At 36.4% G+C, this 26,329-nt stretch carries 18 protein-coding genes and 2 pseudogenes; 10 read left to right on the top strand and 10 right to left on the bottom strand.

The genetic code is table 11. The features are described 5' to 3' along the window. Positions 1–12: 12 nt before the first annotated feature. The 8 genes and pseudogenes from IPK35_03330 to IPK35_03365 form a co-directional block, all read right to left on the bottom strand. Complete coding sequence (locus IPK35_03330; GenBank protein MBK8052321.1) at positions 13–1,449, bottom strand: T9SS type A sorting domain-containing protein; 1,437 nt, start codon at positions 1,447–1,449, stop codon at positions 13–15. 73 nt (positions 1,450–1,522) lie between these two features. Next, positions 1,523–1,846 (bottom strand): hypothetical protein, encoded by a 324-nt coding sequence (locus IPK35_03335; GenBank protein MBK8052322.1) that lies wholly within the window; start codon positions 1,844–1,846, stop codon positions 1,523–1,525. Between the two features lie 1,007 nt (positions 1,847–2,853). Then, positions 2,854–4,575: a T9SS type A sorting domain-containing protein gene (locus IPK35_03340; GenBank protein ID MBK8052323.1), complete on the bottom strand. Its 1,722-nt coding sequence runs from the start codon at positions 4,573–4,575 to the stop codon at positions 2,854–2,856. A gap of 8 nt (positions 4,576–4,583) precedes the next feature. Further along, positions 4,584–5,009, bottom strand: a complete 426-nt coding sequence (locus IPK35_03345; GenBank protein ID MBK8052324.1) for a hypothetical protein — start codon at positions 5,007–5,009, stop codon at positions 4,584–4,586. Between the two features lie 84 nt (positions 5,010–5,093). After that, the gene (locus IPK35_03350; protein ID MBK8052325.1) at positions 5,094–5,702 is read right to left on the bottom strand and encodes a T9SS type A sorting domain-containing protein; all 609 of its coding nucleotides are present in this window, start codon (positions 5,700–5,702) and stop codon (positions 5,094–5,096) included. Between the two features lie 60 nt (positions 5,703–5,762). Beyond that, positions 5,763–8,555 (bottom strand): S8 family serine peptidase, encoded by a 2,793-nt coding sequence (locus tag IPK35_03355; protein MBK8052326.1) that lies wholly within the window; start codon positions 8,553–8,555, stop codon positions 5,763–5,765. A gap of 1,190 nt (positions 8,556–9,745) precedes the next feature. Next, positions 9,746–9,961 (bottom strand): annotated as a pseudogene (locus IPK35_03360) (acyl-CoA dehydrogenase). 293 nt (positions 9,962–10,254) lie between these two features. Next, positions 10,255–11,477: pseudogene (locus tag IPK35_03365) on the bottom strand (acyl-CoA dehydrogenase family protein). 150 nt (positions 11,478–11,627) lie between these two features. On the opposite strand from IPK35_03365, the gene IPK35_03370 reads away from it, so the two are divergent. Both IPK35_03370 and IPK35_03375 read left to right on the top strand, forming a co-directional pair. Further along, positions 11,628–12,770 (top strand): PQQ-dependent sugar dehydrogenase, encoded by a 1,143-nt coding sequence (locus IPK35_03370; GenBank protein MBK8052327.1) that lies wholly within the window; start codon positions 11,628–11,630, stop codon positions 12,768–12,770. Then, entirely contained in the window at positions 12,767–13,171 is a 405-nt protein-coding gene (locus IPK35_03375; GenBank protein ID MBK8052328.1) for a cytochrome c, read from the top strand. Before IPK35_03370 ends, IPK35_03375 begins: the two co-directional genes overlap by 4 nt. A 20-nt stretch (positions 13,172–13,191) precedes the next feature. Here the strand turns inward: IPK35_03375 and IPK35_03380 are convergent, their stop codons facing one another. Next, positions 13,192–14,400 (bottom strand): MFS transporter, encoded by a 1,209-nt coding sequence (locus IPK35_03380; protein ID MBK8052329.1) that lies wholly within the window; start codon positions 14,398–14,400, stop codon positions 13,192–13,194. Positions 14,401–14,784: 384 nt separating this feature from the next. Here IPK35_03380 and IPK35_03385 point away from each other — a divergent pair, with 384 nt between their 5' ends. Further along, a complete protein-coding gene (locus tag IPK35_03385) occupies positions 14,785–15,540 on the top strand; it encodes a triose-phosphate isomerase (GenBank protein MBK8052330.1) in 756 nt (251 codons plus the stop codon). 273 nt (positions 15,541–15,813) lie between these two features. Here the strand turns inward: IPK35_03385 and rnr are convergent, their stop codons facing one another. Then, positions 15,814–17,973: a ribonuclease R gene (gene rnr / locus IPK35_03390; GenBank protein ID MBK8052331.1), complete on the bottom strand. Its 2,160-nt coding sequence runs from the start codon at positions 17,971–17,973 to the stop codon at positions 15,814–15,816. 303 nt (positions 17,974–18,276) lie between these two features. Between rnr and IPK35_03395 the strand changes: the two genes are divergently transcribed. From IPK35_03395 to IPK35_03425, 7 genes are all read left to right on the top strand, one after another. Then, positions 18,277–19,344: a hypothetical protein gene (locus IPK35_03395; GenBank protein MBK8052332.1), complete on the top strand. Its 1,068-nt coding sequence runs from the start codon at positions 18,277–18,279 to the stop codon at positions 19,342–19,344. 516 nt (positions 19,345–19,860) lie between these two features. Further along, entirely contained in the window at positions 19,861–21,222 is a 1,362-nt protein-coding gene (locus IPK35_03400) for a porin (GenBank protein ID MBK8052333.1), read from the top strand. A gap of 34 nt (positions 21,223–21,256) precedes the next feature. After that, positions 21,257–22,081 (top strand): lamin tail domain-containing protein, encoded by an 825-nt coding sequence (locus IPK35_03405; protein MBK8052334.1) that lies wholly within the window; start codon positions 21,257–21,259, stop codon positions 22,079–22,081. Positions 22,082–22,736: 655 nt separating this feature from the next. Next, positions 22,737–23,378 carry a hypothetical protein gene (locus tag IPK35_03410; protein MBK8052335.1) on the top strand — a complete coding sequence of 214 codons (642 nt, stop codon included), beginning with the start codon at positions 22,737–22,739 and terminating at the stop codon, positions 23,376–23,378. A 4-nt stretch (positions 23,379–23,382) separates the two neighbouring features. Beyond that, on the top strand, positions 23,383–23,853 hold the full coding sequence (locus tag IPK35_03415; protein MBK8052336.1) for a CYTH domain-containing protein: 471 nt from the start codon (positions 23,383–23,385) through the stop codon (positions 23,851–23,853). Between the two features lie 21 nt (positions 23,854–23,874). After that, on the top strand, positions 23,875–24,639 hold the full coding sequence (locus tag IPK35_03420) for an SdiA-regulated domain-containing protein (protein MBK8052337.1): 765 nt from the start codon (positions 23,875–23,877) through the stop codon (positions 24,637–24,639). Between the two features lie 32 nt (positions 24,640–24,671). Then, positions 24,672–26,306 (top strand): anion permease, encoded by a 1,635-nt coding sequence (locus IPK35_03425; GenBank protein MBK8052338.1) that lies wholly within the window; start codon positions 24,672–24,674, stop codon positions 26,304–26,306. Positions 26,307–26,329: the final 23 nt, after the last annotated feature.

Raw genomic sequence — 26,329 nt, forward strand, 5'->3', positions numbered from 1 at the left:
AAAATTTAGGAGTCATAATCTCACCCAGAGCTTCGAAAAAAATTCTTTGCCATCTTTATAAATTTTAATGACATATGTCCCTGATGTCAGGTATTGTAAATCAAACTGATGGCTGCCGTTTGCCAAATCACTTTCGACATAAACATTCTTACCTACGGTATTAAATATTCGCATTTCTACATCTGTATCAGATCCGGTTATTTCTACATGCAAATATCCGGAAGTAGAAGGATTTGAAAAAAATTTGATGGCTATAGTACTCATTTTATCCTGGTCATCTGTCCAGGAGACAGTGCCGTTGCCATCAAATTTTATCAAGTGGTTTCTGAATATTTTATCACTCAAAATATCAAATCTAGCCCCATATACAATCACTCCTCCGTCACTGGTAGCCAAAATGCCAGTAGGTGTATATCTGTATCGCGGATCCTGAGTAAAATAAACTTCCCACTGTTTGTTCAATAAAGAATCAAATTGCAAAACATAGAATCCTCTGTTTTTTCTAAAAAATACATCATCCCCTCCACCTATAAATAATCTATTTCTCTCTACGTAATCAAATACGGAATTGGGAAATCCAAAAACGCTAGCTTGCTTTAAGCCATTAGCTCTTATTCTAACGAAGGCAGTATCAAATTCCTGAAATAATACATTGTAATCTCTTAAGTAGGTATCACTAAAGCCTGCGCCTATAGAGGACCCTACTAAATATGAATTTTCTTTCCATTTTATGATTTTAACCTGATTGTCCATTGTAATATAGTTGTCTTTTTTACTGTATCCCAAATGTCTAAAATTTTGATCCAATCTGTGTAAAAAACCACTGAGACAAATATAACCATCTCGTGCAATATCTTTGACTATGGAATAGCAATGGCCGAAGTAACTTCTTTCCTTTAAATTTACCAATTGTGCATCAATATTGTAAGTCAACAAATCAATATTAAAGAACCATATTTTGGAGTTTTCTGATTCATTATGAAATCCGTTCCATGCGTTTCCTACCATCAGTAGTCTTTCTTTTTCTAATATCCCGTCCAGTAGAGCCAGATGTTGGCTATCATGCAAAGTGTCATGTTTGGCAAATGTAATATTTAGGTTAAGATCCATTTCTGTCAATGTAAAAATATTAGGTGCAGCTGATCCTAAAAGAAGTAAGCGTTCCTTAGATGGCAAATAAAATACTCTCAGCAATTGATGCTCCAATGAGCTAAAACTGAAGTTCTTTTGTTTTAATAAGAAACCTTCTTTACTTAATATTTCTATCCTACTTTCCGTTTTGGATTGATATGATATGAATAATAATCTCTGATCCATCAATTCAATCCCGCCTTTATAAATAGAATAATTTCCATCATTTTGTATCTTTTCCCACAAATAATCTACTTGCGAAAGCCCCTCCATAAGTAGTGCCAAAAGAAAGAAGACAATTTTTAGAAAGTTTTTCATGCCTATCATGTTATTAATTGAGAATATTTATTTCATTTTAAAAGGGCGGGATTTACCAATAATTAACATTTTATTAAGTACCAGGTAAAGGATCAGGATATTGATATCTCCATATTATATCTCCTATGGTCAAGGTTCCCAACCATCTCTCTTTTCTAAATGGATGTACAAGTAGAGAGCCTTGCCAACTAGTAAAATCAACCACATCTTTATTTTCATTAGTTGCTATTTGAAGGCAATTTGATTCTAATACATCAAGATAATTATTTAATTCATAAGAATCAAGACAATAAATGTCATATCCTTCTTGAGTCAAAGTTCCATCAGCAGCTTCATAATCACTACAATTAAGGTGTTCATTATCTGGTAAAGGAAAATTTATTGATTGACAGTCCATACCCAAGATTATAAAACTTAGTATTCTCTGTCACAGGTACTTCTGAAACATTGGTAGTTTCTACTCCCAACAACTGGAAATAGACCTTATGACTTACTTCCTGCCCTAAAGCGACATAGGGAGTTAGAAAAAGATAACGAATACCTTAATCAACTTTGCTAAATTTAATCTTTGTTGTTTCATTTTTGTCGTTTTTTATTTTAAATCATACTTTGGACTGAAATATGCATATGAGGATCAAATAAAATTTGAAACAATATTTTATTTAATATATTTTTATCCATCATCATTTTGGTGCATAAAATTACTATTTTTGATAACACAATATAACTTAAAAAGTAAATCATTATTATGCATACACATCAAAGTCATATTCATTCGCTAAACAGTAATCTCATCATATTGATCATTATGATTTATTGGTAATGCAAAGGTAAAAGGAAATATCTCCTTTAAGTTATGACCGGAATCACTTTAGAGTATGATTTGTTTCAGATAGATATGACACCAGTTCTCCGATGGTCGCAGATTGCATCTGCGAACCAATATCTTAAGATTCTGTGACTCAATATAAGTTGCTATAACATAATCAAAATGACAACGATAACAACAGTATCAACCGAAAAGCACATGGCAAAGAAAAATAGTGCACCACATGTAGAACCTGCGATGCGCTATTTTTAGTACTTTGCTTACAATCAACGCATTGCAAATGCTTGATGTATTGGATCGAAGTTACATTTATCTGCCTTCAGAAGGGTTAAAGTTCTCTAAAAAATATCGATGGGCTAAGACAATATATCTTAACCCATCGTAGTGACATTTTTCGTCGAACATCTATTTTATCCCTGACAAGTTTCTCCCCATCAGAACCTAATTCCACTTCAATAGACATTACAAAGGTAAAAGGTAACAATCAAATTTGTTCAAAATTCAGAAAAAAACAGACTACTTTTTGTCCATTATAACAATTTATTTGATGATCAATTATTTTTGTATATTTATGTTCAAAATGAAAATTTCACCCACTTATTACCTATTCTATAACCGTTTTCATATTCAAATACAATAATGTAAGGCCCTGATTTCCATCCACTAACATCAATTTTGATAGTTGGTTCGCTAACCACATTTCCTTGGTACACTTCTTCACCCAAAATATTAAATATAGTATAATAAATAGGATAAATATTTGCATCTCCAAAATCAATGTTCAGTAAATCAGATGTCGGATTTGGATATATTTTAGTCTGACTAACTATTCTTTCAAATTTAAGTGTAGATAATAAACATTCCTGACTCAGTGGATGCTTGTACTTCAAAATGCCTCTGTCATGGTAACATGTCAATGTTTGGATTGTACCACTTTTAAGGTCGTCCTGATATAAAAAACCAAAATTTATCGCCCCAATTCCTTCAACCCATATCATTTTACCAAACTTTTTATCCAATTCAGCATTTTCAAATTTCAGTATTAATCTTTTTTTGAAATGTCCATTTGAAAATTGTATAGAGTCCACTTGTTTTACAAAAGCTAAGCCAAGATTTTCAGGAAGTACAAACTTATCATTTTCTTTTAGAGCAAAATCATACAATAATTTTTCATACCTCCATTCTTTTAGGTGTGTAACTGAGTCAACCTGAGCGTAATACACCTGGCCTCGTTCATCCCATCTCACAGCTCTCCGATCTTTGAAGGTTTGATTTTTTTCATCACGATAATGGATTGATCTATAAAAAAAATTTCCTTTGCCAATAGCAAATAAACTAGAATCTCCCTTAAAAGTAAGCTCAGTAGACATTTGACTGCCAACCGGTGAAATGCATGAGTAATAAAATATTTTGTGCTGCATGGTAGGTTGATCATAGAAACGCAAATCAGAGTTAGTTTTAGTTATGACAAAATCATTGCAAGTATTGTCATCGAAACAGCCGATGCTGTCCAATTTTAATAAATAATAATAGTAAACAAAAGGCTCATATGTAGTCTGCACTAATCCACTGCCTAAAAAAATATTCCCATCCTTTATTCCTAAAGTACCTGCAAATCCATGAAAGGTAGCAGGCTTATTAAAATATTTATTTATCAATCCATCGCCTAGAAAATTTCTAAAAGTCCTATACCACTTTTGATTCCCTGAAATATCAAAAGCAGATAAGAAAGCTGCATTATGCAGTGCTGCTATAGAGTCCACAACACTAACTGTACTAAAAGCATATATAACATCTCCTTCTATATATAATCTACATGGATTACTACTATCTATAAGTGGCAGGTCTATTGGCGTTTTTATCTGAATTTTATTTTCTAATTTACCTTCATCGTTTACTATAGATACTGAATTAAAATTATCTGGGTAACCCTCGCCAATAGGGCGGTGAACTTTTGCAAAGTATATCTTGTTGTTTTTATCAATCACAGAGTTGGGAATAAGACCTAATCCGGACAGTTCTGTGTCTTCCCATCTCCAAATTTCCTTTTTTTGATGATTGTATTTAATAAATCCATTATAACCTTTAGCCCAAATTGAAAAATTTGGGTTGTGATATTGTCGTAGGTATTGCACTATAAGTTGGTTGTTTTTGTCTTTCTGCACGTAAATGTTAAATAGATGACCTGTGGTATTCTCGTCCCATAGAAGCCTGATGGTTTTTACCCCTGTTATTTTATTGTACCATGCTATGAATGGTATCCAGTATTCATGGTTATATTTATATCCAATATGCATATTTCCACCTATGATAATTTCATCACCAATTTCGACCACAGAATTTGCACCCCAAGCAACCCAGTATCTACTTCAAATGTAATATAGGATATATTTTCCATATATTCATCCAAGATAGCTAAGGCCGGTCTATCATTTTGATAGCCTGCGATATAAGTAGTCTTTTTATTATCACTAATTAATAATACTTTTGTACCGCCTCGCAGATTAAAATCTAAAATCTTTTTTTTACGTATTATGGCACCTTCCATGCTTATGTCTTGGATTTCCAGGTATATAGGAGTATTAATTAAAGTCCTAACATAGTTGTTTTGAAATGCCAAACTTTGAACATAACTGGAGTTTACTATACTATCAATAATATTAAAGTTTACCTGACCGCCTACATCAAGGGAGATAGCTACTAATAGAAAAACAGGAAGAGATATTTTCATTGGTTTAAATTTTAATAAACATGATTGGGGCATATACCCCAATCAAAGCTATTTTTGATTTTTTTAAAAACATATAATATAACACTATAATTTTACAAATTTTTTTACCTGTGGTTTATTGCTTCCGGATGTTTGAATAGTATAAATACCCGGTTTCAGATCCGAAATATCCATTTCATAGTAATGAGTATTAGAACCTACTAATGCCTCTTTTATCAAAATACCTTCTGCTGATATAATCATTATTTTATGATCTGTTGTTCCAGTCAATAGAGATATCCTTAATTTGGTATCAGATGGATTTGGATATAACGTAATTTCTTCGGAAATGTCAGCTTTTGATTCGGACCTTGATTCTACACCCTTATCAGGCAATGGATGTGAATGTTCAATATATTCACCAGTTATTTTGGTATAAATGCCTCTGGCATAGCCAGAAATTGGGTGCAGTTGTTGTCCAAATTTAATTAATAAGGCTTTTTTACCAGGAGTAAGTTTATAATCTTTTGGATTTTCCAGCCATTCCAAATTAATTTTCTGTGCTTGAACAAAACCTGCTTCCTTTTCGGATTTAGTATGTATCTTATCCAAAAATTTATTCGCTGTGTGATATTCGCTTTTGTTGACCAACGCACTAAAATAATCAATAGCTACATCAAAGTCTGATTCTGATTCTACAATAAAAGATTCCATTTTTTCTTTTAATTCCTTTGTATTTTGTTTGAAAATCTCCGTTCTCCTTAAAGTATTATATTAATCCTTCTTTTGTAATAGATCTGTGTTTAGTGTATTAAGTACATTCATTTTATTAGGGTCGGACACTTTAGTTTTGGCAGAAATTTCTTGATTTAAAGTTTCAATTTGACTTTTTAACTCTTTCAGTTTGTTGTAAGGCAATTCTTCTACATTACCAAAAATAAATTCATTGACATTTGATAAGGGGCGAAAACCACCACCTTCACAGAATAGAGACGCTTGAGGTTTATCATAAGATAAATTACATATTCCAAACGTTCCGGAAGGCACTTTTGTACTTGTTGGGGAAATGTTTATTTTAATTTTATAGGTAAAAATAGACCAAGGTGCGCCCCACTGATGATAGATGCGATTAAATGAAGCTATTCCACCAGTTTTTGCAAAAACATTGCCTGCTTCGGTATTAAAATCTAACTCTTGCGTTGCTCTTACACTACCAGGATAGCCTGGAGGAGCATAAAACACCACATCATGGTTTGATGGAGAAATATGACAGTTCTCTGTAAATGATAAATTTTCGTTACTCGCTTCAAAATACTGACCTATTTCACCGGATGAGTATTTATTTCTATAAAGTCTATTTTCACCCGAACCTGTAGCCAAATTTAATGAGCCAATGGTGTTGAAATTAAAGAAATTTTCGAAGATTTCAGATCTAGTTGAACCTGATTGGTAAGTGCCATAATACAAATTATTGAAGGTATTACTAATAATTTTTATTAAACCAATGTTATTACTTGCTTCAGAATGAATCCCATATAACCCTCCATTAAAAATATTATTATTTATCTCTGAGGCATTTGTTGATACAATTGTTTGAATTAAGGAGACACTCTTTGATGTAGTATTACCGTTAAATACATTATTGTTTTCGACCGAGACATTTGCATCATATGCTGTTATTCCGGTTCTCGTGTAATTATTAAAATTGTTGCCATTAAAAATAATCCCATCAGCATCCCAAATTGTAACACAATCATTTTCTGTAAAAAAATTGCAATTCAGAAATTGACTTCTTTCAACTCCAATATTCCTCATAAAAGCACAAGCTCTTCTACAATTTATAAAATTAGCATTATTTGCATAAACTAATCCCCCCCAATAATTTTGGAATTCTGGCCACGGGTAATCATTATTTAACATTTCTATTCCTTCATATGCATTGCTTATTGTTGCACCATTTATAAGTACAATTGTTCCTGCTTGATTTGATGAAGGCATAATAAACGGCGATGCAGCTTGTCCTACATTGGGGTTTCCTTCTAAATCAATACCTTGCCATTTATCACCACAATTTACAGTTAGTGTAGCCGTATTTAAAACAAGTTTTGCACCTCTTTTTACCAATATTCTGGAATTAGGATTAAACTTTATTATTGCATTGGAGTTTATTGTCAATTCAGCCCCAGCTTGAATTATTAAATTTCCTGAGATTACTTTATCTGTGTTATAAGTAGTATTTTGGCTTATATAGACATTTGTTCCTTGATAGTTTTGTGCCATTTGTACAGCAGCATAAGCATCAATTATTCCGTTGGTTATTAGTCCATTATAATGGGAAGCATTATTAGGTAGACCTGAATGAGTTGTTTTTATAATATGTTCGATATCTTGCGGTGATAGACATGGATTTACCGCCTTCATTAAAGCTACAATACCAGCGACAGAAGGCGCACCGAATGAAGTATTGCCTGAGCCAACTGCGCAAGTATTGTGTGCTTGTAGTCTTGGCACATTGACGCACAAAGCAAAAATGTCCATATTTGGTGAGAATGTATCGCCTAGAGGACCATATTCAATATAATTTCTATTTATATCTGCTTGTCCAACATATATGACACCATTTATTTGTCTAATGTTTGAATTATTATCTCCGAAGGCGGTAACTAATAGAGTGACTCCATTGTCAACCATTTCCTGTGCTTCTGATGTTGTTAATCCTGTACCAGAATAACTAATACTTATTATCTTATGCCCATCTTGGTATGCTTGCCAAATTCCAGAATTAGGATTTCCTGACGTACAGTCTGAAGCCACACAATACCCTGCAACTTTTGTAAGATTTCCAGTTCCAGCAGAACATATATTATTATTTATAATGGCTGAAACTGCTCCGGCAACCATAAACCCATGACCACATCCAACAAATATAGGATTACAATTCCCTTTTATGCTTGTAAATTTTCCTAATAAGTCAGAATGAGAATTGTTAAAAAATTGATCTACTACAGCCACAGTAATTGATGGACTTCCTTGTGTAATCATCCATGCACAGGGAACATTCATTCCTGTCAAATACCAATCACCACCACCTTGTAGTAAAGGATCATTATAACCAATTGGATTATTACAACTATTCATATCTTCATTGGTTAAGTGACATTCATTGATTTGCTTGTTTGATTTACTTTCCACAAGCGTTTCTAAAGAAATTTCATCACAAATCAATGTGACTTCATCTATAAAAGGACATAGTCTTAATTTTTCAAACAATGTTGAATATTCGTTATTATCAGATAATTCTATTCTAAATAAGTCTTTAACTCTTTTAGATTTACCATCTGGTCTATGCTGAATAATTTTTTTTACCTTATATTTCTGAAAAATATTATTTAAATTTGTGTTTTTTGTTTCTTTAGTTTTAACATTCAATGGTTTTTCCATTTCAGTTAAAGCACGATAAACAATTCCATAGCATTGTTTTGGAGTATATTCTTGAGAAAAAACCTTTTGGATAGAATTTAGCATCAGAAAGAAAAATACTATTATACTAATTATAAACTTTCTCATTTTTTTAAAATTTTAAATTTGTTAATAAATATTTTCAAAAATTACTCCCTACTTTCTTTCTGTCAAGGTGGTGTTCGGGAAATAAATCCACCTCCATAAACATATTATGGTTTGAAAAAATGAAAAAAACAAACCTATAATAAAGAAAGCCGTTATATTTGCACTTTGTATCCTCGACGATACTACGGAGAGTCTGCAGCCCCTACTAGGGCATACATAGCAGGCTCTTCTTTATTTTGGAAAGTCCTATTGAATCTTTTTCTATTTTTGTTTTGCGAAAATGAGTTTTTAAAACCTCCCTTACTCTTTGTCTTTTCACTAAGAACTTTGTAAAACTAATAGGATTACTGCCTTTTGTCTTCTACATTGTAACTCATAGCGTCTTTCTCTTGATTTTGTCCGCTATTTGTTGAGCTTGTGTCTACATATCAGATACTCCGGGGGCTTCCTTTTAGCTATGTAGAAATACACTACTTTTAGCGCATTTTTTAAGGTATTTCCGTACATTCTAACATATTTTTGCATCCCGTTGAAAAAATGCAAGATAATAATCGGCTTCTCTTTAAAGCCAATTTACTACACGGTCACAATATTTATATATGATGTGACCAACAATAACACTGTAATAAGACGAATGCAGACGCATTTATCCTATACTTATTCCAAACTTAATTCTCTCAACGGGTGCAGATATACAATACTTAGGATTTTAAATTCTCACAGTTTTCTATCTTTTACAGTATTCTAAGTAAAGTTACACAAATATACTTAATATATTTTATTCAAATGTCAATTTTTTATTATTTTACATATATTTTTACAATATATATATATATATATACGAAATCAATGTGTTATAAAAATGTACTTTAAATATTTTTTTTGATTCTCGTCTCTTAATATTCAAGAATTAGCGCATCACATGTATATGCTGCAATGTGCTGTTAATTACAATCAACGCATTGCAAATGCTTGATGTATGGGATCGAAGTTACAAACTTCGACCATCAGGGTTTGTGTCAGATATAAATGATACTATTTCGGACGCCATCATCTCTCGCTGAGATGCGCTTTATTCAATATTCTGATTTCAATCAAAGCATGAAAATGCAATATTTATATGTAGTACAGTTTTGTCCGTATCGCTCACCAGTCCTCCTACGTCGGCTTAGTGGTCGAAGGGTTTTCACCTATCCAAAAGCATTAAACCCTGTCACATCCATACCTGTGATGAGCAGATGGATATCATGTGTGCCTTCGTAAGTCACTACAGACTCCAGATTCATCATGTGGCGCATGATTGGATATTCGCCGGTGATGCCCATACCACCGTGGATTTGTCGCGCTTCTCTTGCTATCTCGAGTGCCATATTGACATTGTTTCGTTTTGCCATCGATATCTGTGATGCGCTTTATTCAATATTCTGATTTCAATCAAAGCATGAAAATGTAATATTTATAGGGTGTATTTCCTATTTTCGCTTCATATTAAAAATCACCATTTTATTATTTTGCGATTCAGGCAAGATATCTTCCTATATTGCATCGTAGCTGTAAGCTACGACGAACAAACGAAACTTGATAAGAAATCGAGCAAAGGGCGAAAAAAATGAAATGCACCCTATTTATATGTAGTACAGTTTTACCCGTATCGCTCACCAGTCCTCCTACGTCGGCTTAGTGGTCGATGGGTTTTCAGTTACCCAAAAGCATTAAATCCCGTCACATCCATGCCCGTGATGAGCAGATGGATATCATGTGTGCCTTCGTAAGTCACTACAGACTCCAGATTCATCATGTGGCGCATGATAGGATATTCGCCGGTGATGCCCATACCACCGTGGATTTGTCGCGCTTCTCTTGCTATCTCGAGTGCCATATTGACATTGTTTCGTTTTGCCATCGATATCTGTGCAGGAGTGGCTTTACCGTCATTGGCCAGTGTGCCCAGCCGCCATGCCAGTAATTGTGCTTTGGTGATTTCTGTGATCATCTCAGCAAGTTTTTTTTGAGTGAGCTGAAACTGACCTAATTTTTACCAAATTGATCTCTTTCTTTACTGTATCTTAAGGCAGAGTCATAGCAATCCAATGCCGCACCGATAGCTCCCCAGGCGATGCCATATCTTGCTTTTGACAGACATCCGAGCGGGCCTTTCAGACCTGATACATTAGGTAGTAGATTGGCTTTGGGAACACGTACATCTTCAAAGACCAGTTCGCCAGTGACTGACGCACGAAGAGACCATTTGCCATGAATCTCAGGTGCCGAAAAACCTTTCATATCCTTTTCTACTATCAGTCCTCTGATGATGCCTTCCTTGTCTTTTGCCCACACCACCGCGATATCGGCAACCGGAGAATTGGTAATCCACATCTTTGCACCATTGAGTATATATGCATCACCGTCATCCACTATATTGGTCACCATTCCTGAAGGATTGGACCCATGATCGGGTTCTGTAAGGCCAAAACATCCTATAAACTCTCCACTTCCAAGCTTAGGAAGGTATTTTTTCCTTTGCTCTTCGTTACCATACTTATAGATGGGATACATCACCAAAGACCCTTGTACAGAGGCCATAGAACGTATTCCTGAATCTCCACGTTCGAGTTCCTGCATGATGATGCCATAGGCTATCTCGTCCATACCGCCACCACCATATTCAGCAGGGAGTGATGGTCCGAATGCACCCACATCTGCCAATCCTTTGAATAAGTGAGCAGGACAGGCGGCCCTATTGGCATAATCTTCTATGATCGGGCTGACTTCCTGTTTTACCCAATCCCTGACTGCATCCCGAGCTAATAAATGATCTTCACTTAGTAACTCATCGATAGCGTAATAATCATGGTGTTCATACAAATCTGTCTTGGCTGATTTTTTAATTTCGTGGCTCATATTCAATGTTTTTTTTTGCATTATACAATACTGTAGCAAAGGTAACTTTAAGTAAGCAAATCATTGATCAAAGCATAAAAGTATCTTTCAATTTTTTTCAGATTTGGGTTAATTTAAATTTTTAAAAAAGTACATCAATTCAAAACTAAATCGCATGATAAAGCATTTTAAATGAATAAATTATTAAAACATCTTAAAATGAGATTTTGCATTTTTGTAATTCTGTTGATGTATTCATCTTGTTTTTTTGGCCAGGGTGAAGACAAAACCATAGTAACACAGGAAAAAATCAATTACAAGACTGAATTGGTAGTGCCGGAGCTTTCGATTCCCTGGGGTATGACATGGCTTCCTGACGGTAGTATGCTGATCACCGAAATCAAAGGTAAACTCATCCATTTTAAAGATGGGAAGAAGACTGAAATAAGCAATTGTCCTGAAGTTGTAGCACGGGGACAGGGCGGATTTTTGGACATAGAACTTCACCCGCAATACAAAAAAAATGGCTGGATTTATTTTACATACTCTTCGCCTGATGGTGAAGAAAAGGGTTCAAATACTGCCCTGATGAGGGCAAAACTTATAGATGGCTCCCTCACTGAAAAAGAATTGTTATATAAAGGCTCACCCAATACCGGCAGAGGTCACCACTTTGGCAGCAGGATAGTTTTTGATGATGCCGGATACGTGTATTTCACTATCGGAGATCGAGGCGAACATTTTGTCAATCCTCAGGACATCACCAAAGACGGTGGGAAAGTATATCGCCTGAAAGATGATGGAACCATACCGGCAGACAATCCATTTTACAACAACGAAAATGCTAAAAAAGCCATATGGAGTTATGGCCACAGAAATCAGCAAGGTATGGTCATCCATCCTGAAACCCGTCAGATATGGACACATGAACATGGTCCTCAGGGTGGTGATGAAATCAATATCATCGCCAAAGGTAAAAATTATGGTTGGCCTACCATCACTTATGGTATCAACTATGACAATTCGATCATCACTGAAAAAAAAGAAATGGAAGGCATGGAACAGCCGCTCTATTATTACATTCCGTCTATCGCACCAAGTGGTATGGCATTCATCAATTCGAATAAATATCCTGGTTGGAAAGGCAATCTGCTGATAGGGTCATTGAGATTTCAGTATCTGGAAAGGCTCGAAATCAAAAATGGTAAAGTGGCATATCGTGAAAAACTCATCCCCGATATGGGCAGGGTCAGAAATGTGAAAATGGGTCCGGACGGCTTCATTTATGCAGGTGTCGAAAATAAAGGTATCATCAAAATAGTACCATCAAAATGAAAATAGTCGTTGTCTCATTGATTTTTACCTTAGGTTTAGCAGGTACGTTGTCTGATGTTCAGAACCCCAAATTGGCCGAAAGCATAGAACGAGGAAAAGAAATCTATACTGACTTCTGTGTAGTTTGTCATAAAGTCAATGGAGAAGGCACTATCAAAATATTTCCGCCATTAGCTGGTTCCGATTATCTGCGAAACAATCAAAAGGAAAGTATCAAAGGCATCAAATATGGTCAAAGCGGCAAAATAAAAGTCAATGGCGTAGAATATAATGGTACTATGACTGACTTGGGATTATCCGATGAAGAAGTGGCAGATGTAATGAATTATATCAACAATTCCTGGGGAAATAAAATAAAAGAGATAGTCACACCTGAGATGGTCAAAAAAATAGGAAAATAATTATTCCTGCTATGGGTGTGTCATTGATCAAAATGTTTTAAAATCAACCTGTCCAGCCTGTAGGCCATCCCGACGCACATCAACACTAAGATAATACTGATATATCCCAGGATATTGTAATTGTGAATAGCATACTTCTCATCGCTGTATGTGATCCAACCACTGGTCAGTGTCGCAAAGCCCGAACCTAAAGACTGGACACAGGAATTGAGACTCATAAAACTTCCTCTTGACTGTGTAGTAACTGCCTGTGTGGTCATCGCCTGACCAGGTACCGTCCTTCCTGTAGCAGTGCTAAACCAAAGTGAAAATGTGATCAAAACTACAAAAAGCGGCATTGCCGGCATGTGAGTGATGAACAATATAAATCCTGTGGATATAAGGGCTGACGCAACAAATACTTGCCTTTTACCAAATCTGTCAGCAAGCTTACCGGCTATCTGTGCACTGACCAAAGCACTGAGTCCTCCGCATAAATATATCAAAGGAGTATATTCCTGAGGCACTCCTACATTGTACACCATAAAAGGATTGATGAGTGGGATAATGATAAAATGTCCCATTATCATCAGCATGCTGAAAGCAAGTGCGGTCAGTTGCGTTTCGTTTTTGAATATCAGGAAAAAATTGGTGATTCGCTGCCTGAGTGCCACAGGATGAGATAGATGTTCATTAACATTGGGAACATATCTGAGCAAAAACGGCAATAAAAAACTTCCAACAACCGCCACAACTATAAATGGAAAATACCAGTCGTAACTGTTGGCAAGAAAAAGTCCGAAAGGTACACCCACTACAGAAGCCAACGCAAAACCTCCCATCAGCATACCCATCGCCTGACCTCTCCTTTCATAAGGAACAATGTCCCCGATGATACTCAACACCTGTGCACCGATAAGACCACCAAAAATTCCGGTAACGATACGCGCCATAATCATCGTCAGATAGTCGGTGGCAAAAACACAACCAAAAGTGCCTATTAAAAAACCTGCATAAGCAAATAACAATAGTTTTTTGCGATCAAATTTATCAGCAAAAAATATTGCTCCGAAACTACTGACAAAAGCAGCCAAAGAATAACTTGAAACTATCACTGCAAACTGAGATGTCGTCAGTGACCATTTGGGCATCAGAATATTGCCCAAAGGCATCATAATCATAAAATCCAGTATATGGGTAAAATTCAATAATGCCAAAAGTGTGACCAGGATGATTTCGCTGCGTTTCAAGGGATAGATGTGTTAATAGAGCATAAATTAAATATGAAAAACAATTATAATATGAATAAGAAAATTTCGATAGAATCAGTTACTAATGATCGTCAATCAAAATACTTATTTTTTAAGATTTAGGGGCAAAACAAAAGTAGTGTAACATAAAATCATTCAATAAGTTGGTTATGTGACTATATTATACTAGACAGAAAATATTGTGCGAAAAACTTAAATCACAAGTCATTAATTTTCAAATAATTGTGATTTTTAAATTTTGCAAATCATTTTCTGTAGGGTATAATAGTATGAAGATCAAAAAATACAATTTTCCCAATTTATTTTCAATACGTACAAATAGTTTTACCTTTGTGACTTTCTAAAAATATAAATGTAAAAATCATGGCAAGAAAAAATATTGCAGCAGGTAACTGGAAAATGAATACGACCATATCTCAGGGCATCGATTTGGCACAAACCTTGGCAGATGCCGAAAGAGATAAAAATACACTCGTAATACTGGCAGTGCCGTTTACACATATATTTCCATTGCAAAAAAAGATAAAAGCAAGTTCAAAAATACAGCTTGCAGCACAGAATTGCCACCATAAGACATCCGGAGCCTACACAGGTGAAATTTCACCGGCTATGCTGGCAGACATGAAAGTACCTTATGTGGTGCTCGGTCACTCTGAAAGAAGAGAATATAATCATGAAGACAATGCACTTCTTGCAGCAAAACTCAGAGCAGCGCTTGATGCTGGACTGAAAGTCATCTTTTGTTGTGGTGAAGCTTTGGAAATAAGGAAGGCGGGAAAACATGTCGGGCATGTCAGGACACAGCTTATAGAGTCACTATTCAAGTTGGATGCTAAAGAAATGAAAAATATAGTAATAGCATATGAACCTATATGGGCAATAGGAACTGGTGAGACAGCATCACCTGCTCAAGCTCAGGAAATGCATGCAGCAATACGCAACATGTTGCAAAAAAAATATGGCAAACGAGTGGCGGACAATACCAGCATCCTATACGGTGGTTCAGTAAACGGTGGTAACGCAAAGGAACTCTTCAGTCAACCTGATGTAGATGGTGGTCTGGTAGGAGGTGCATCACTAAAAGGTCAAGAGTTTGTTCAGATTATCAATGCTTTTTGAGTAATTAGGCCTATCTAAACTTTACTACCTAAATCATACCTAAATAAGAGATTATTTTGTTATTACAGTTTTGATGAATCAAACTTAACAGTATTAGAGATCGTTGATATGAGAAGAAATCCTAAATTTATAAGAAAGTTTGAAGAATAAAAAATCAAAGAAACTATAAATTATCCCGTCTTCAGCGGGTACACAGATTTTGAGTCAACATGCCACTCAATCAAGACGGCACATCACAAAGCCAAACCTTTAATGATCATGAAATTTTAGGTGTTAGGATTCTTCCAGTTCCATATCCGTTCTTCTGCTATCCGGATCAGCGGCCTTGATTTTCACTTTTACTTTCTGACCTATGGAAAATTCTGTGCCTGAGAGTCTCGATTTTGCCCGCAATCTGCCAGCTGTAACATTAAATATTTCTCCCATACTGTCAAAAGTGACCAATCCCTCCACCTTTGTGTCAAGAAGCTCCACAAAGATGCCTTTTTCTATTATGCCTGAAACCACGCCTTCAAAAACATGACCTACATAGTTTGATATGTATAATGTCTGAAAATATTTTATGGATTCCCTTTCTGCTTCAGAAGCCTTCTTTTCCTGATCAGAAATATGTTTTGTTTTGGATTCCAGTTTCTCTTTATCTGTCCTGAATATCTCAGACAAGTTTTTGAACAGCAGTCGGTGCACCAATACATCCGAGTATCTGCGTATAGGAGACGTAAAATGAGTGTAATACTCAAATCCCAATCCATAGTGCCCTATATTATTGGATGTATACACTGCTTTTGCCATAGTACGGATGGCTAATGGTTCCAGGAGTTTAAGTACTGGATTTTCGTGCGTTGCCACCGCCAGCCTGTTGAAAGAGTCAGCGATTTGCTCAGGAGTGTCCATCCGGAATTTAAATCCCATTTCGGCCGCAAACAAAGCAAAATCAGAAAGTTTTTCAGGATTGGGCAGATCATGCACCCTGTACACAAATGGAATTTCTGGCTTTGTCTTTTTGGCTATAAATGTGGCCACCCTTTTGTTTGCCAGCAACATAAAATCTTCGACCAGCATGTGGGCATCTTTTCGTTCCTTCACCTTCATACCTGTGGGCATGCCATTTTCATCCAGAACAAACTGAACCTCATCAGATTCAAAACTGATAGATCCTTCAGCATACCTTTGCAGCCGGAGATGTTTGGCCATATGGTCCAAAGTGCGTATTTCCTTTACGAAATCTCCTTCCCCGGTTTCAATTCTTTCCTGAGCTTCTTCATAAGTAAATCTCCGGTCTGAATGTATGATGGTTTTTCCAAACCACTCTCTGATGATTTTATTATCTTTATCAAAAACAAACACTGCAGAAAAAGTCAGTTTGTCTTCATGCGGATTGAGAGAACACAAGTCATTGCTCAGCTTTTCAGGCAACATAGGACATACCCTATCCACGAGGTATACAGAAGTGCTCCTGCGGTAAGCTTCCTGATCAAGTGCTGATCCTTCTGCCAAAAAATGGGTAACATCAGCAATGTGAACTCCTACTTCGAGTTGATCATCGTCCAGCCACCTCACAGAAAGCGCATCATCAAAGTCCCTGGCTGTCAAAGGATCAATGGTAAATGTGATAATATGCCTGAAATCCCGCCTGACTGCAACAACATCATCGGTTATCTTTGAATCAACAGCATCTAATTCTCTGATGACATCTTCACCGAATTCCGGGTCAAAACCATTGGAGTATAAAATCGCCTGCATATTCATCTCCACATCAGAGATATCTTCCAGGACTTTGATCACCTTTCCCCATAGTGCTTTGTTTTGTCCACGACCCCATGAAATGATCTCAGCTACTACTCTGTCATTGTCACTACTATCCAGGATATCATCATGGTGGATCAAAATTTCAGGAAACAATCTTGCGTTATCAGGGCTCAGGATGGCATAATTATTGAAAATTCTGATATGTCCTATGATCCGGGTATGAGCCCTTTTGTCGATAGATACCACCACTCCTTCCGGCCTCCTGTGTGCTTTGCTAAGCGTAACTGAAACCGTCACTTCATCTTTGTGAAGGGCACCTTTGAGATTTCTGGCATGGACGTATATATCCTCAACTGATTCTGAATTGATGATGTATGCCGCTCCGGAGCGGGTCATGTCTACGATACCCGTATACAGGATGACATCCTCTTTCTTCTGTTTTCTGGTATTGGCTGGCTGATCCTGATATCTCTCCCATTTAAATCGGCCCTCTGAGAGTTTTACAACTTTTTTTTCTGCCACCAGTCTCAGTAATGACTGCGTGATAGAATCAGGTGGGTTGGCTACGTTTATCTTTCGGGATATCTGCGTGACATTGTAAATGATCTTTGGATTTTTTGAAAGTAGCTTTTCAATCTGGTTTCGCAGGTCTGATTCTTTAAGTTGCCTGGGTTTTCTGTTCATACCTTAAATAAGGTTTAATGGTGAATAATTTTTTAACTCTGGTGAGGAGAAAAAAATTTACAAAATTTCAAATCTCAAAATTCTAATTATCCAATAAAGATGATTTTGAAATGCTGTAAATCATTTTCTGTTTGTATATCTGTATGGAGAATAAATGTCCAAGATTATAACCTATTGTCATGCCATATAGTTCACTTTTATTTCATATAAATGGGATAGTCAGGTTGGGATAATAATTTGAATTTCGATTACTACTTTTTTTGTAATTTTGTATTTATGTTAATAAGAAAAATTGTTGGTAAAATGAAATTGAAAACTCATTTTCAACCCTGCAAATTCATCGTAGTATATTATCTTGTGATATCCTGTACTTCATTGTATAGCCAACAAAAAACCGAAATTTTTGACTTGGTGGCAAAACTGACAGCAAAATCAGAAACTGATGATAAAAAACTCCAAGCCATTTTTGATTGGGTCACTTCAAATATCAAATACGATCACAAGGCTGCTAAAACGGATATTTCTAAGTTCAAACCAATAGCTGAAATCCTTCAATCTAAAAGTGCTATTTGCACAGGTTATGCTAATATGATGAAAGAAATGTGCGCTATTTCAGGAATAGAATGTCGTGTTGTTTCTGGCTATGCTCGTAGTTCCTCTGATCAAAAAATAAGTGATGCGCCTGATCATGCATGGAATGTGGTAAAACTGGATGACAAGTTGTTTCTATTGGATGCCACATGGTCTACGCAAAAAAATGGGCCACAATATTATCTGACAGATCCGGAAGTCATGATTAAAACCCATCTACCTGCACAAAGGTGGTGGCAATTGATGAAACATCCTGTTTCATATTATGACTTTAATAATGAAAATATGGAACTCATGGATTCGCTATCTGAATATCATTTTGCAGATACTATCACAAATATTTACCAGGGAAGTCAGGTCGAAATAAAAATGAAAGAAGCAGAAGAAGCTGCATTATTTTATCCATCAGCAAAAAATAAAAGAGAATATGCTGCTGTAATCATGGAAATAGCCGGTGAAGCATCAGATGCATTGTCTTCGGTCATGGATACCACAGATATTGGATGGTTGCATGGCCGCTTTGAATATATTCTGGACCTTTGCAGGAAGTCCTCCAAACTGACCGATCTGCTACCCACACAAAAAGAGCTTTATGCAGAAGTTTTACTCAATTACACCGCTTCACTGTACAATACATCAAGAAAGCGCTCTGAGGAAAAACTAAAACACTTGGTATCAGAAGCCAAAAATGTTTTGGATAATACCCCAAATTCTTACTATACCCAGCATGCCAGACAATTATTGATTTCATATGAAGAAATTATAGGTCTCAAAAAGTAGGCTGCATCCACAAGCGGGTTTCATGACAACTGTATCCTCAAGTAGCTTCGGCTTCGTTATCACCGCCAGCTACCCCGTTTCATTTCAAAGTCGGTGGTTGAGCGCATCCGCTGTGGCGGAGGAGCCGAAACCACTTAACAAAGCTTCTTTTCGCAAAAGGGTTTCGTGACAGCTGTATCCACAAGCGCCTTCGACTACATTATAGTGGACAGAAAATATTCTGCGAAAAATTCAAATCATAATATATTGTAAGTTAAATAATTATGATTATGAATTTTCTCAATCAATTTTCTGTTTGGTATAACTTTACTTATTCACCGGTTTCAAGCAGGGATTTCAAGAAAATAAGTTCATTAACCGCTAACAAATCATACAAAAAATAAATGATAAAAGTCATAGCCTATTATATTTAATATCATTTATTGAATTTAGATTAATAGGTTACCTTTGCCATATCATCCGAATACAATGGTCTTGGGATGAAATTATCTAATTTACAAAATAAAACAAAAACACATGAGGACATTACTTTTATTGGGAGTGTTATTTTTTTCCTTAAATAATGCTTTTACACAGGAAGTTAAAGACACTGCCTTAAGATTGGACCAATATGGCAAGGTCGTAAAAAGAGTGCCATTGGGAGCAGAAGCCAGAAATGGTATACTCGTATTTGAGTCTGCTGATCAGGATTACAAACTTTGGTTTGATTTCAGGTTGAATATTGATGGGCAGGTTACATTTGGAGAAAAATTCAATGAAATCGGTGACGGTGCTTCACTACGAAGAGCCAGGTTGGCTGTTAAAGCTGATATATCAAAAAACTGGTATGGTGAGTTGGACTTGAGTTTTAATAATGCAAAATTAGAGTTAAAAGATGCTTACGTAAGTTATGATTTTCAGAATGGATTGGTGGCAAGTTTGGGTAATTTCAAACAAAGATTCTCAATGTCCAGAACTGAGTCGTCCAGATACGTCAAGTTTATGGAAAGATCTATGGCTATCAATGCCTTGTCTCCCAACCGTAGTATAGGATTAGATATGACATACGAAGGTAAACGTTTTTTTGCAGTAGGTGGTATCTTCTTTCAGGAAATAGAAGATGCTGAAAAAGCGGTCTTTGTAGAAGATAATAATAAAGATTTCGGTCGTGATCAAGGCACTGATTTATTGGCCAAATTAGTTATACAACCTTTTGGGGACAATAAAAAACAAGGTTTACACTTAGGATATACAGTATTATATCGTACACCCAAGACCGAAGTGGCTCCCGGTGAATACGGATTTGCAAGATATAGCAACAGATCTCTCAGCAATATAAACAGGAAAAAATTTCTTGACACAGACCTGATAGCTGACTTCGATCATTCAGTCAATACCAATATCGAGCTTGCTGCATATCATAAAGGTCTGAACGTTGTGTCAGAAATCTTAAGCAATCGAACTTTCCGTAAAAACAACAAAGAGTCCTTAGATTTCGGTGGATTTTATGTTCAGGCAGCATATCTTCTTTTTGGTGGTAATCAGGTTTATAATAAAGGTGAAGCTGAATTTACACAACCTAACAGAGGAAAATCCTGGGGTGACATAGAGATAGCTCTCAGATATGATTACATCACACTCAACGACAAAGATGTGTTGGGAGGATCGGGTGAAGGTATCACAGCCGGAATCAATTTTTATACCGCTAAAAATGTAAAGTTTATGCTGAACTATAGCATCATCAATCATGACCGATATGCAAGTGGCAAAGGAAAAATATTTGTGGGAGAAGATGTCACAGGAGCATTGACAAAAGATCCTAAAAAAGTTGCCAATGCTACCGGAAACGGAGGTGAAGACTATAGTCAATTGGGCGTAAGATGCGAAATAGCATTTTGATCATAATATTATTTAATATCAAAAAATTTAAAAAATGAAACTTTCATATTTGTTTATTGCAATAATGATGTCTGCGACAATCTTCAGCTCATGTGTCAAAGATGAGATATTTGACGGACCGGCATCTATTAGTGATGTTGTGGCAACACCTGCCGCACCCAAATCTACAGAACCAGTCACCGTATCTGCCAAAGTTCTTGACCTGCAGGGAATCACAAGTGTAAATTTGTTGTACAGGACAGTCACCGGAGGCGCATTTACAACTGTAGCCATGACAGCCGGTGCCAATAATACTTATCAGGGAACTATCCCGGCTTTGCCCAAGGATACTAAAGTGGGATACTATATCGATGTAAAAAACGTAAAAGGTAAAACCACTGTTAGTCCCGCAGAAGCTCCATCAAAACTGGCAGAATACACTGTCGGAGCTTCCAATGTAGTAAAATTATTTATCAACGAGGTTTTTGCAGACGGAACAAAAGATGCATCTAATCCTGACTGGGTGGAGATATACAACGATTCTGATATTCCGGTGGACATCAGTGGATATGCTTTTTACGATGAAGGGATTAAAACCAGCGCTAAGCCCAAAAGGATCCTGAATACCGGTACCATCATACCATCAAAAGGTTTTCATATTGAGAGCACCGAGTTTACGGAAGGTAAATATACGATAGAATTTGGCTTAGGAACATCGGGCGATGCCATGTACCTAGAAGATAAAAATGGGGTATTAGTAGCTTCGCTTGATTTTCTGACCATAAATCTTTCAGGTAAAAAGTCTTATGGCAGAAAACCTGACGGGTCTTCGACATTGGTCACATTTGACACACCTACCAAAGGGAAATCAAATAACTAAACTGAAATCATAAAGAGTGTCAAAGTTTTCCTGACTTTGACGCTCTTTTTTGTTTTTGGCGGGATAGTCAAGTTTCTTGATAACCAGTTTGATTGCTTATTTGTAATGCCATCTTCGTTCTGTCAAAGTCTTACCTGACTATGGCGGAATCAATTTTATGGTCTCTGACCGATAGTGAACCAAATTCTCAGGTCATGAGACCGGCAGATACCAGTCCATAAGTCAGAGACCTTTGTACAACATCATCTGATCACTTAAAGTAGTTGTAAAATGCTGATTTTAAACTGATTATGTATTGATACTGAGGCTTTAAATTTGAGTCTACTCCGAAAATAAAACACTTTTTGATCATCAACCGATTTTTACCCGAATGCTAAGGGAAACGTTTGATCAGCAATACCATAGAAATTATTTTTTTTCTTTTCATTAAAAATTTTTCGGAGTGAACTCAATTTTATAACTTGCAACTTTTCAACTTTAGTCTTAAAGCAATTAAAAACATAAATGTCAAGAAAATTAATGAATCAAGTGCTCATTAATTATTTTATCGTCAGAACCATAATCTCTTGATTTACAACTAAGAAAAATTTTAAACATACTCTAAGTCATTCATCATTTAAAAAATATTTTACATTTAACCTATAAAAAATTAATTATGAGTAAGGAAGGTTTAGCAATAGGGGAAATTTCAAAACCAAGGTTTGAATTTCGTACTTTTGGTCAGAATTTTGATAACGCAAATAAAAGAATGGCACGTCTGTCCATGCCGGTACCTGAGAAAGTATGGGAAAGACACAGTGATGAGATCTATATCTTATCCCGGACCAATGACGTCAATAATACCAAGATTCGGGATGGAAAAATGGACATAAAAACGTATGTTCAGACAGTAGATGGACTCGAACAATGGAATCCACTGATGAAAGGTGAGTTTCCGATTGCTGCCAAAGTCCTTACGGAAGAAGTATTTCCGGCTTTTATGGTTACTATGCCTTCATTGGATAAAGATGTCATCACTTATGATGAGTTTATAAGCATGATAGAGGCTCACCCTGACCTGCAGGCTGTAAAGGTACATAAAGAAAGATATGGGTATATGGTCAATAATACCATCTGCGAGACCGGTTCTGTACTGATCAACGGAGCAAGGGTCGAAACTATCAATTCTGAATCAACAGAAGTAGAAGATATCAAAAAAACCATTAATGACGTAGGACTGGCAGGTGTAGAAAATATCAATTACCTTCAGGCCATCAAGAGAGTCATCGGATTGATTAATAAACCATTAGCAAACTAACATCATGGCACAGGAAATAGAAAAAAAATTTTTAGTAAAATCAGAAGATTTTAAAAGTTTGGCAAGCAAATCTACGAGAATAACTCAAGGCTACCTTTCGTCCATCCCGGAACGCACAGTAAGAGTGAGAACAAAGGGTGATCGCGGATTTATAACCATAAAAGGTATAGGTAGTGCTTCTGGAGCATCGAGGTATGAGTGGGAGAAAGAAATCCCGGCATCAGAGGTGGAAGAACTTCTCAAAATATGTGAGCCTGGCGTCATAGACAAGACAAGATATGAAGTGAAAGCAGGCAATCACACTTTTGAAGTGGACGAATTTTATGGCGAAAACCAAGGTCTTACCGTAGCTGAAGTGGAGCTATCTTCAGAAGATGAGGGCTTTCAGAAACCCGAATGGCTTGGTGCTGAAGTGACCGGGGATACAAAGTATTACAATTCTATGTTGATGAAACATCCTTTTACAAAGTGGTAACAGGTATCAAGTGCACGTGTCATGAATTGTAAAATTATATGTATCACTTTACTGGTTTTTATTACTTCTTCGGGTTGTTTTCTGGACAATAAGATTGATCAGGGAAAAAATAACGAAATTAAAACGGAAGCTTTCAATTTGTATCAAGCCGGAATTACAGGATTTTCAGGAATCTGTCCCGGCAAGGTAAAAGATACTTTTTTGGCTGTAAGTGATAAAACAGGAATTTTTGAGATAGACAACGTCGGAAAGATCATCCGTAAATTGCCATTTTCGGGAAGTTATGATTTTGAAGGTATCACGATCAATCCGGCAACCAACGAAGTATATCTGGCTGATGAAGGTCAAATGAAGATATATAAACTCTCCAATGATGAAAAATCAATCGAACTCATCACTGATGTAAGAGTCACAGGCGGAGTTTTCAATAAAGGGATAGAAGGTCTGACCTACGGTAATGATACACTATATATAGTCAATCAGGAGTCGCCCACCATCATGATAAAATACGATCTGAAGTCGCGAAAAGAAACAGCAAGGCTGGCATTAAATTATGTCCAGTTTCTTTCAGACATTTACTATGACAGTTCCGATAAGACACTTTGGATTTCAGACAGCAAACAACAAAAATTCTTTCATACCGATCTCAATGGCAATGTCATTGCCTTCCAATCAATACCATATATCGCAAAGCCAGAAGCCATCACGGTGGATAGTGCTGCAAAAATTGCTTGGATAGGATGTGATGAAACCGGATTTTTGTACAAGGTAAAACTTGAAATCTAATAAATTATGTTCAATTCATTTAAGTCTGAGTCATGAGCACATTAGATAAGCAATCAACGTCCGGCATTCCGTTCGATCCTTTGGATATGAACAATTATAAAGTTGAAAAACTCAAAAAAGCGGATAAGGCGGGATTTGAACGAATGATGGAGATATGGGGTGGTCCTTTGGCAATCCTTGTTTTTGTGTTGATATATTTTGTAGCAGATATTACATTTCTCAATGAGATCAATACTGAAGGCCTTAAAGAGGATGCTTTAAAAAGATTTAAGGATCTGGGCAATGAAAAATTTGTCAGGATCAACTATGCCATGTTGGCCATATTTGCAGCTTCTATCATACTATGGATTACAGAAAGTGTGCCGAGTTATTTGACATCATTACTGGTGATCATAGCCATGGTACTGACCGGAGTGACCACAGAAAAGGTGGCTTATGCCCAGCTTGGGCACCCTGTGATGTGGTTGAATATCCTGTCTTTTGTGCTGGCCAGTATGCTTGTAACGACCAGAGTGGCAAAAAGATTTGCGCTGTGGTTTGTACTGAAGTTTGGTAAAAATGCTTTCGGTGTGTTTTTTAGCTTTATTATAATCAATATCGTTTTATCTATTTTTATTTCGGCAACTACTGCCAAGGCGACCATTCTATTACCGATTTTTATGGTGATAGCAGCGATATATGGTGCCACATCTGATCATAGAAATAACTTCGGACGTAATATTGTACTTCAAAATCTGTTTCAGATCAACATTGGTGCCAGTGGTTTTATCACGGGTTCCGGAGCCAATCTGCTGGCAGGTTCTCTCATCGCAGGAGCTATGGGTTGGACCATGTTTGGTTATCAGGACTGGTTTGTAGCAGCATTTCCTTTGTGTTTGATTTTTATCGTGATAGGATGGTATGTAGGTAATAAATTGATATTTCCTATGTCTGCCGATGAACAAAATCCACAGATCGAGGGCGGTATGCAAAGACTCAGCGTTGAATACCAAAATCTGGGTAAAATGACTTTCAATGAGTACAAGTCTATTGCACTGTTTGTAGTAGTATTATTGCTTTGGGCCACTGACAAGCAACATGGTATATCTCAAACCGCTGTTGCCTTCATGGGTGCTGTATTCGCCCTACTGCCCGGTATTGGTATCATAAAATGGAATGATGTGGATATACCCTGGCACTTGATGCTGTTCTCAGCCGGTGCATATACACTTGGTGCTGGACTCGAAGCCACAGACCTTCCGGCAAATCTTGTAGATGCTACATTTGATTATTTCGGTGTTTCAGGTTCAACCCCGTTTTGGGTACTGTACTTAGGATTGACTTTTTTGATGTTATTCAGTGGAATACTTTTTCAATCCAAAACCATGAGGACTTTGATTTTTGTTCCTATCGCCATCGGTATAGCTCAAAAATTCAATTATCCCATCTTAAGTCTCGCCTTCCCTGTCGCTTTGCTTATTGAGCATGTATACGTTTTACCTTTCAATAGCAAACCTTCAGCATTGTTATATACCACAAATCACTACAGCATGAGTGATTCCTTCAAGTTTGGATTTACGATGATGGTGATAAGCTGGTTTGTCATCATCCTGTGGGGAGAGACCGTATTAAAATACCTTGGCTACACCAGCAATGGCGTATTCTTGATATTTCTTAATTTTGCATAATACCTAAAAAATGATATTGGAGT

The organism is Saprospiraceae bacterium (assembly GCA_016713025.1).
In the GTDB taxonomy this organism is placed as follows: domain Bacteria; phylum Bacteroidota; class Bacteroidia; order Chitinophagales; family Saprospiraceae; genus OLB9.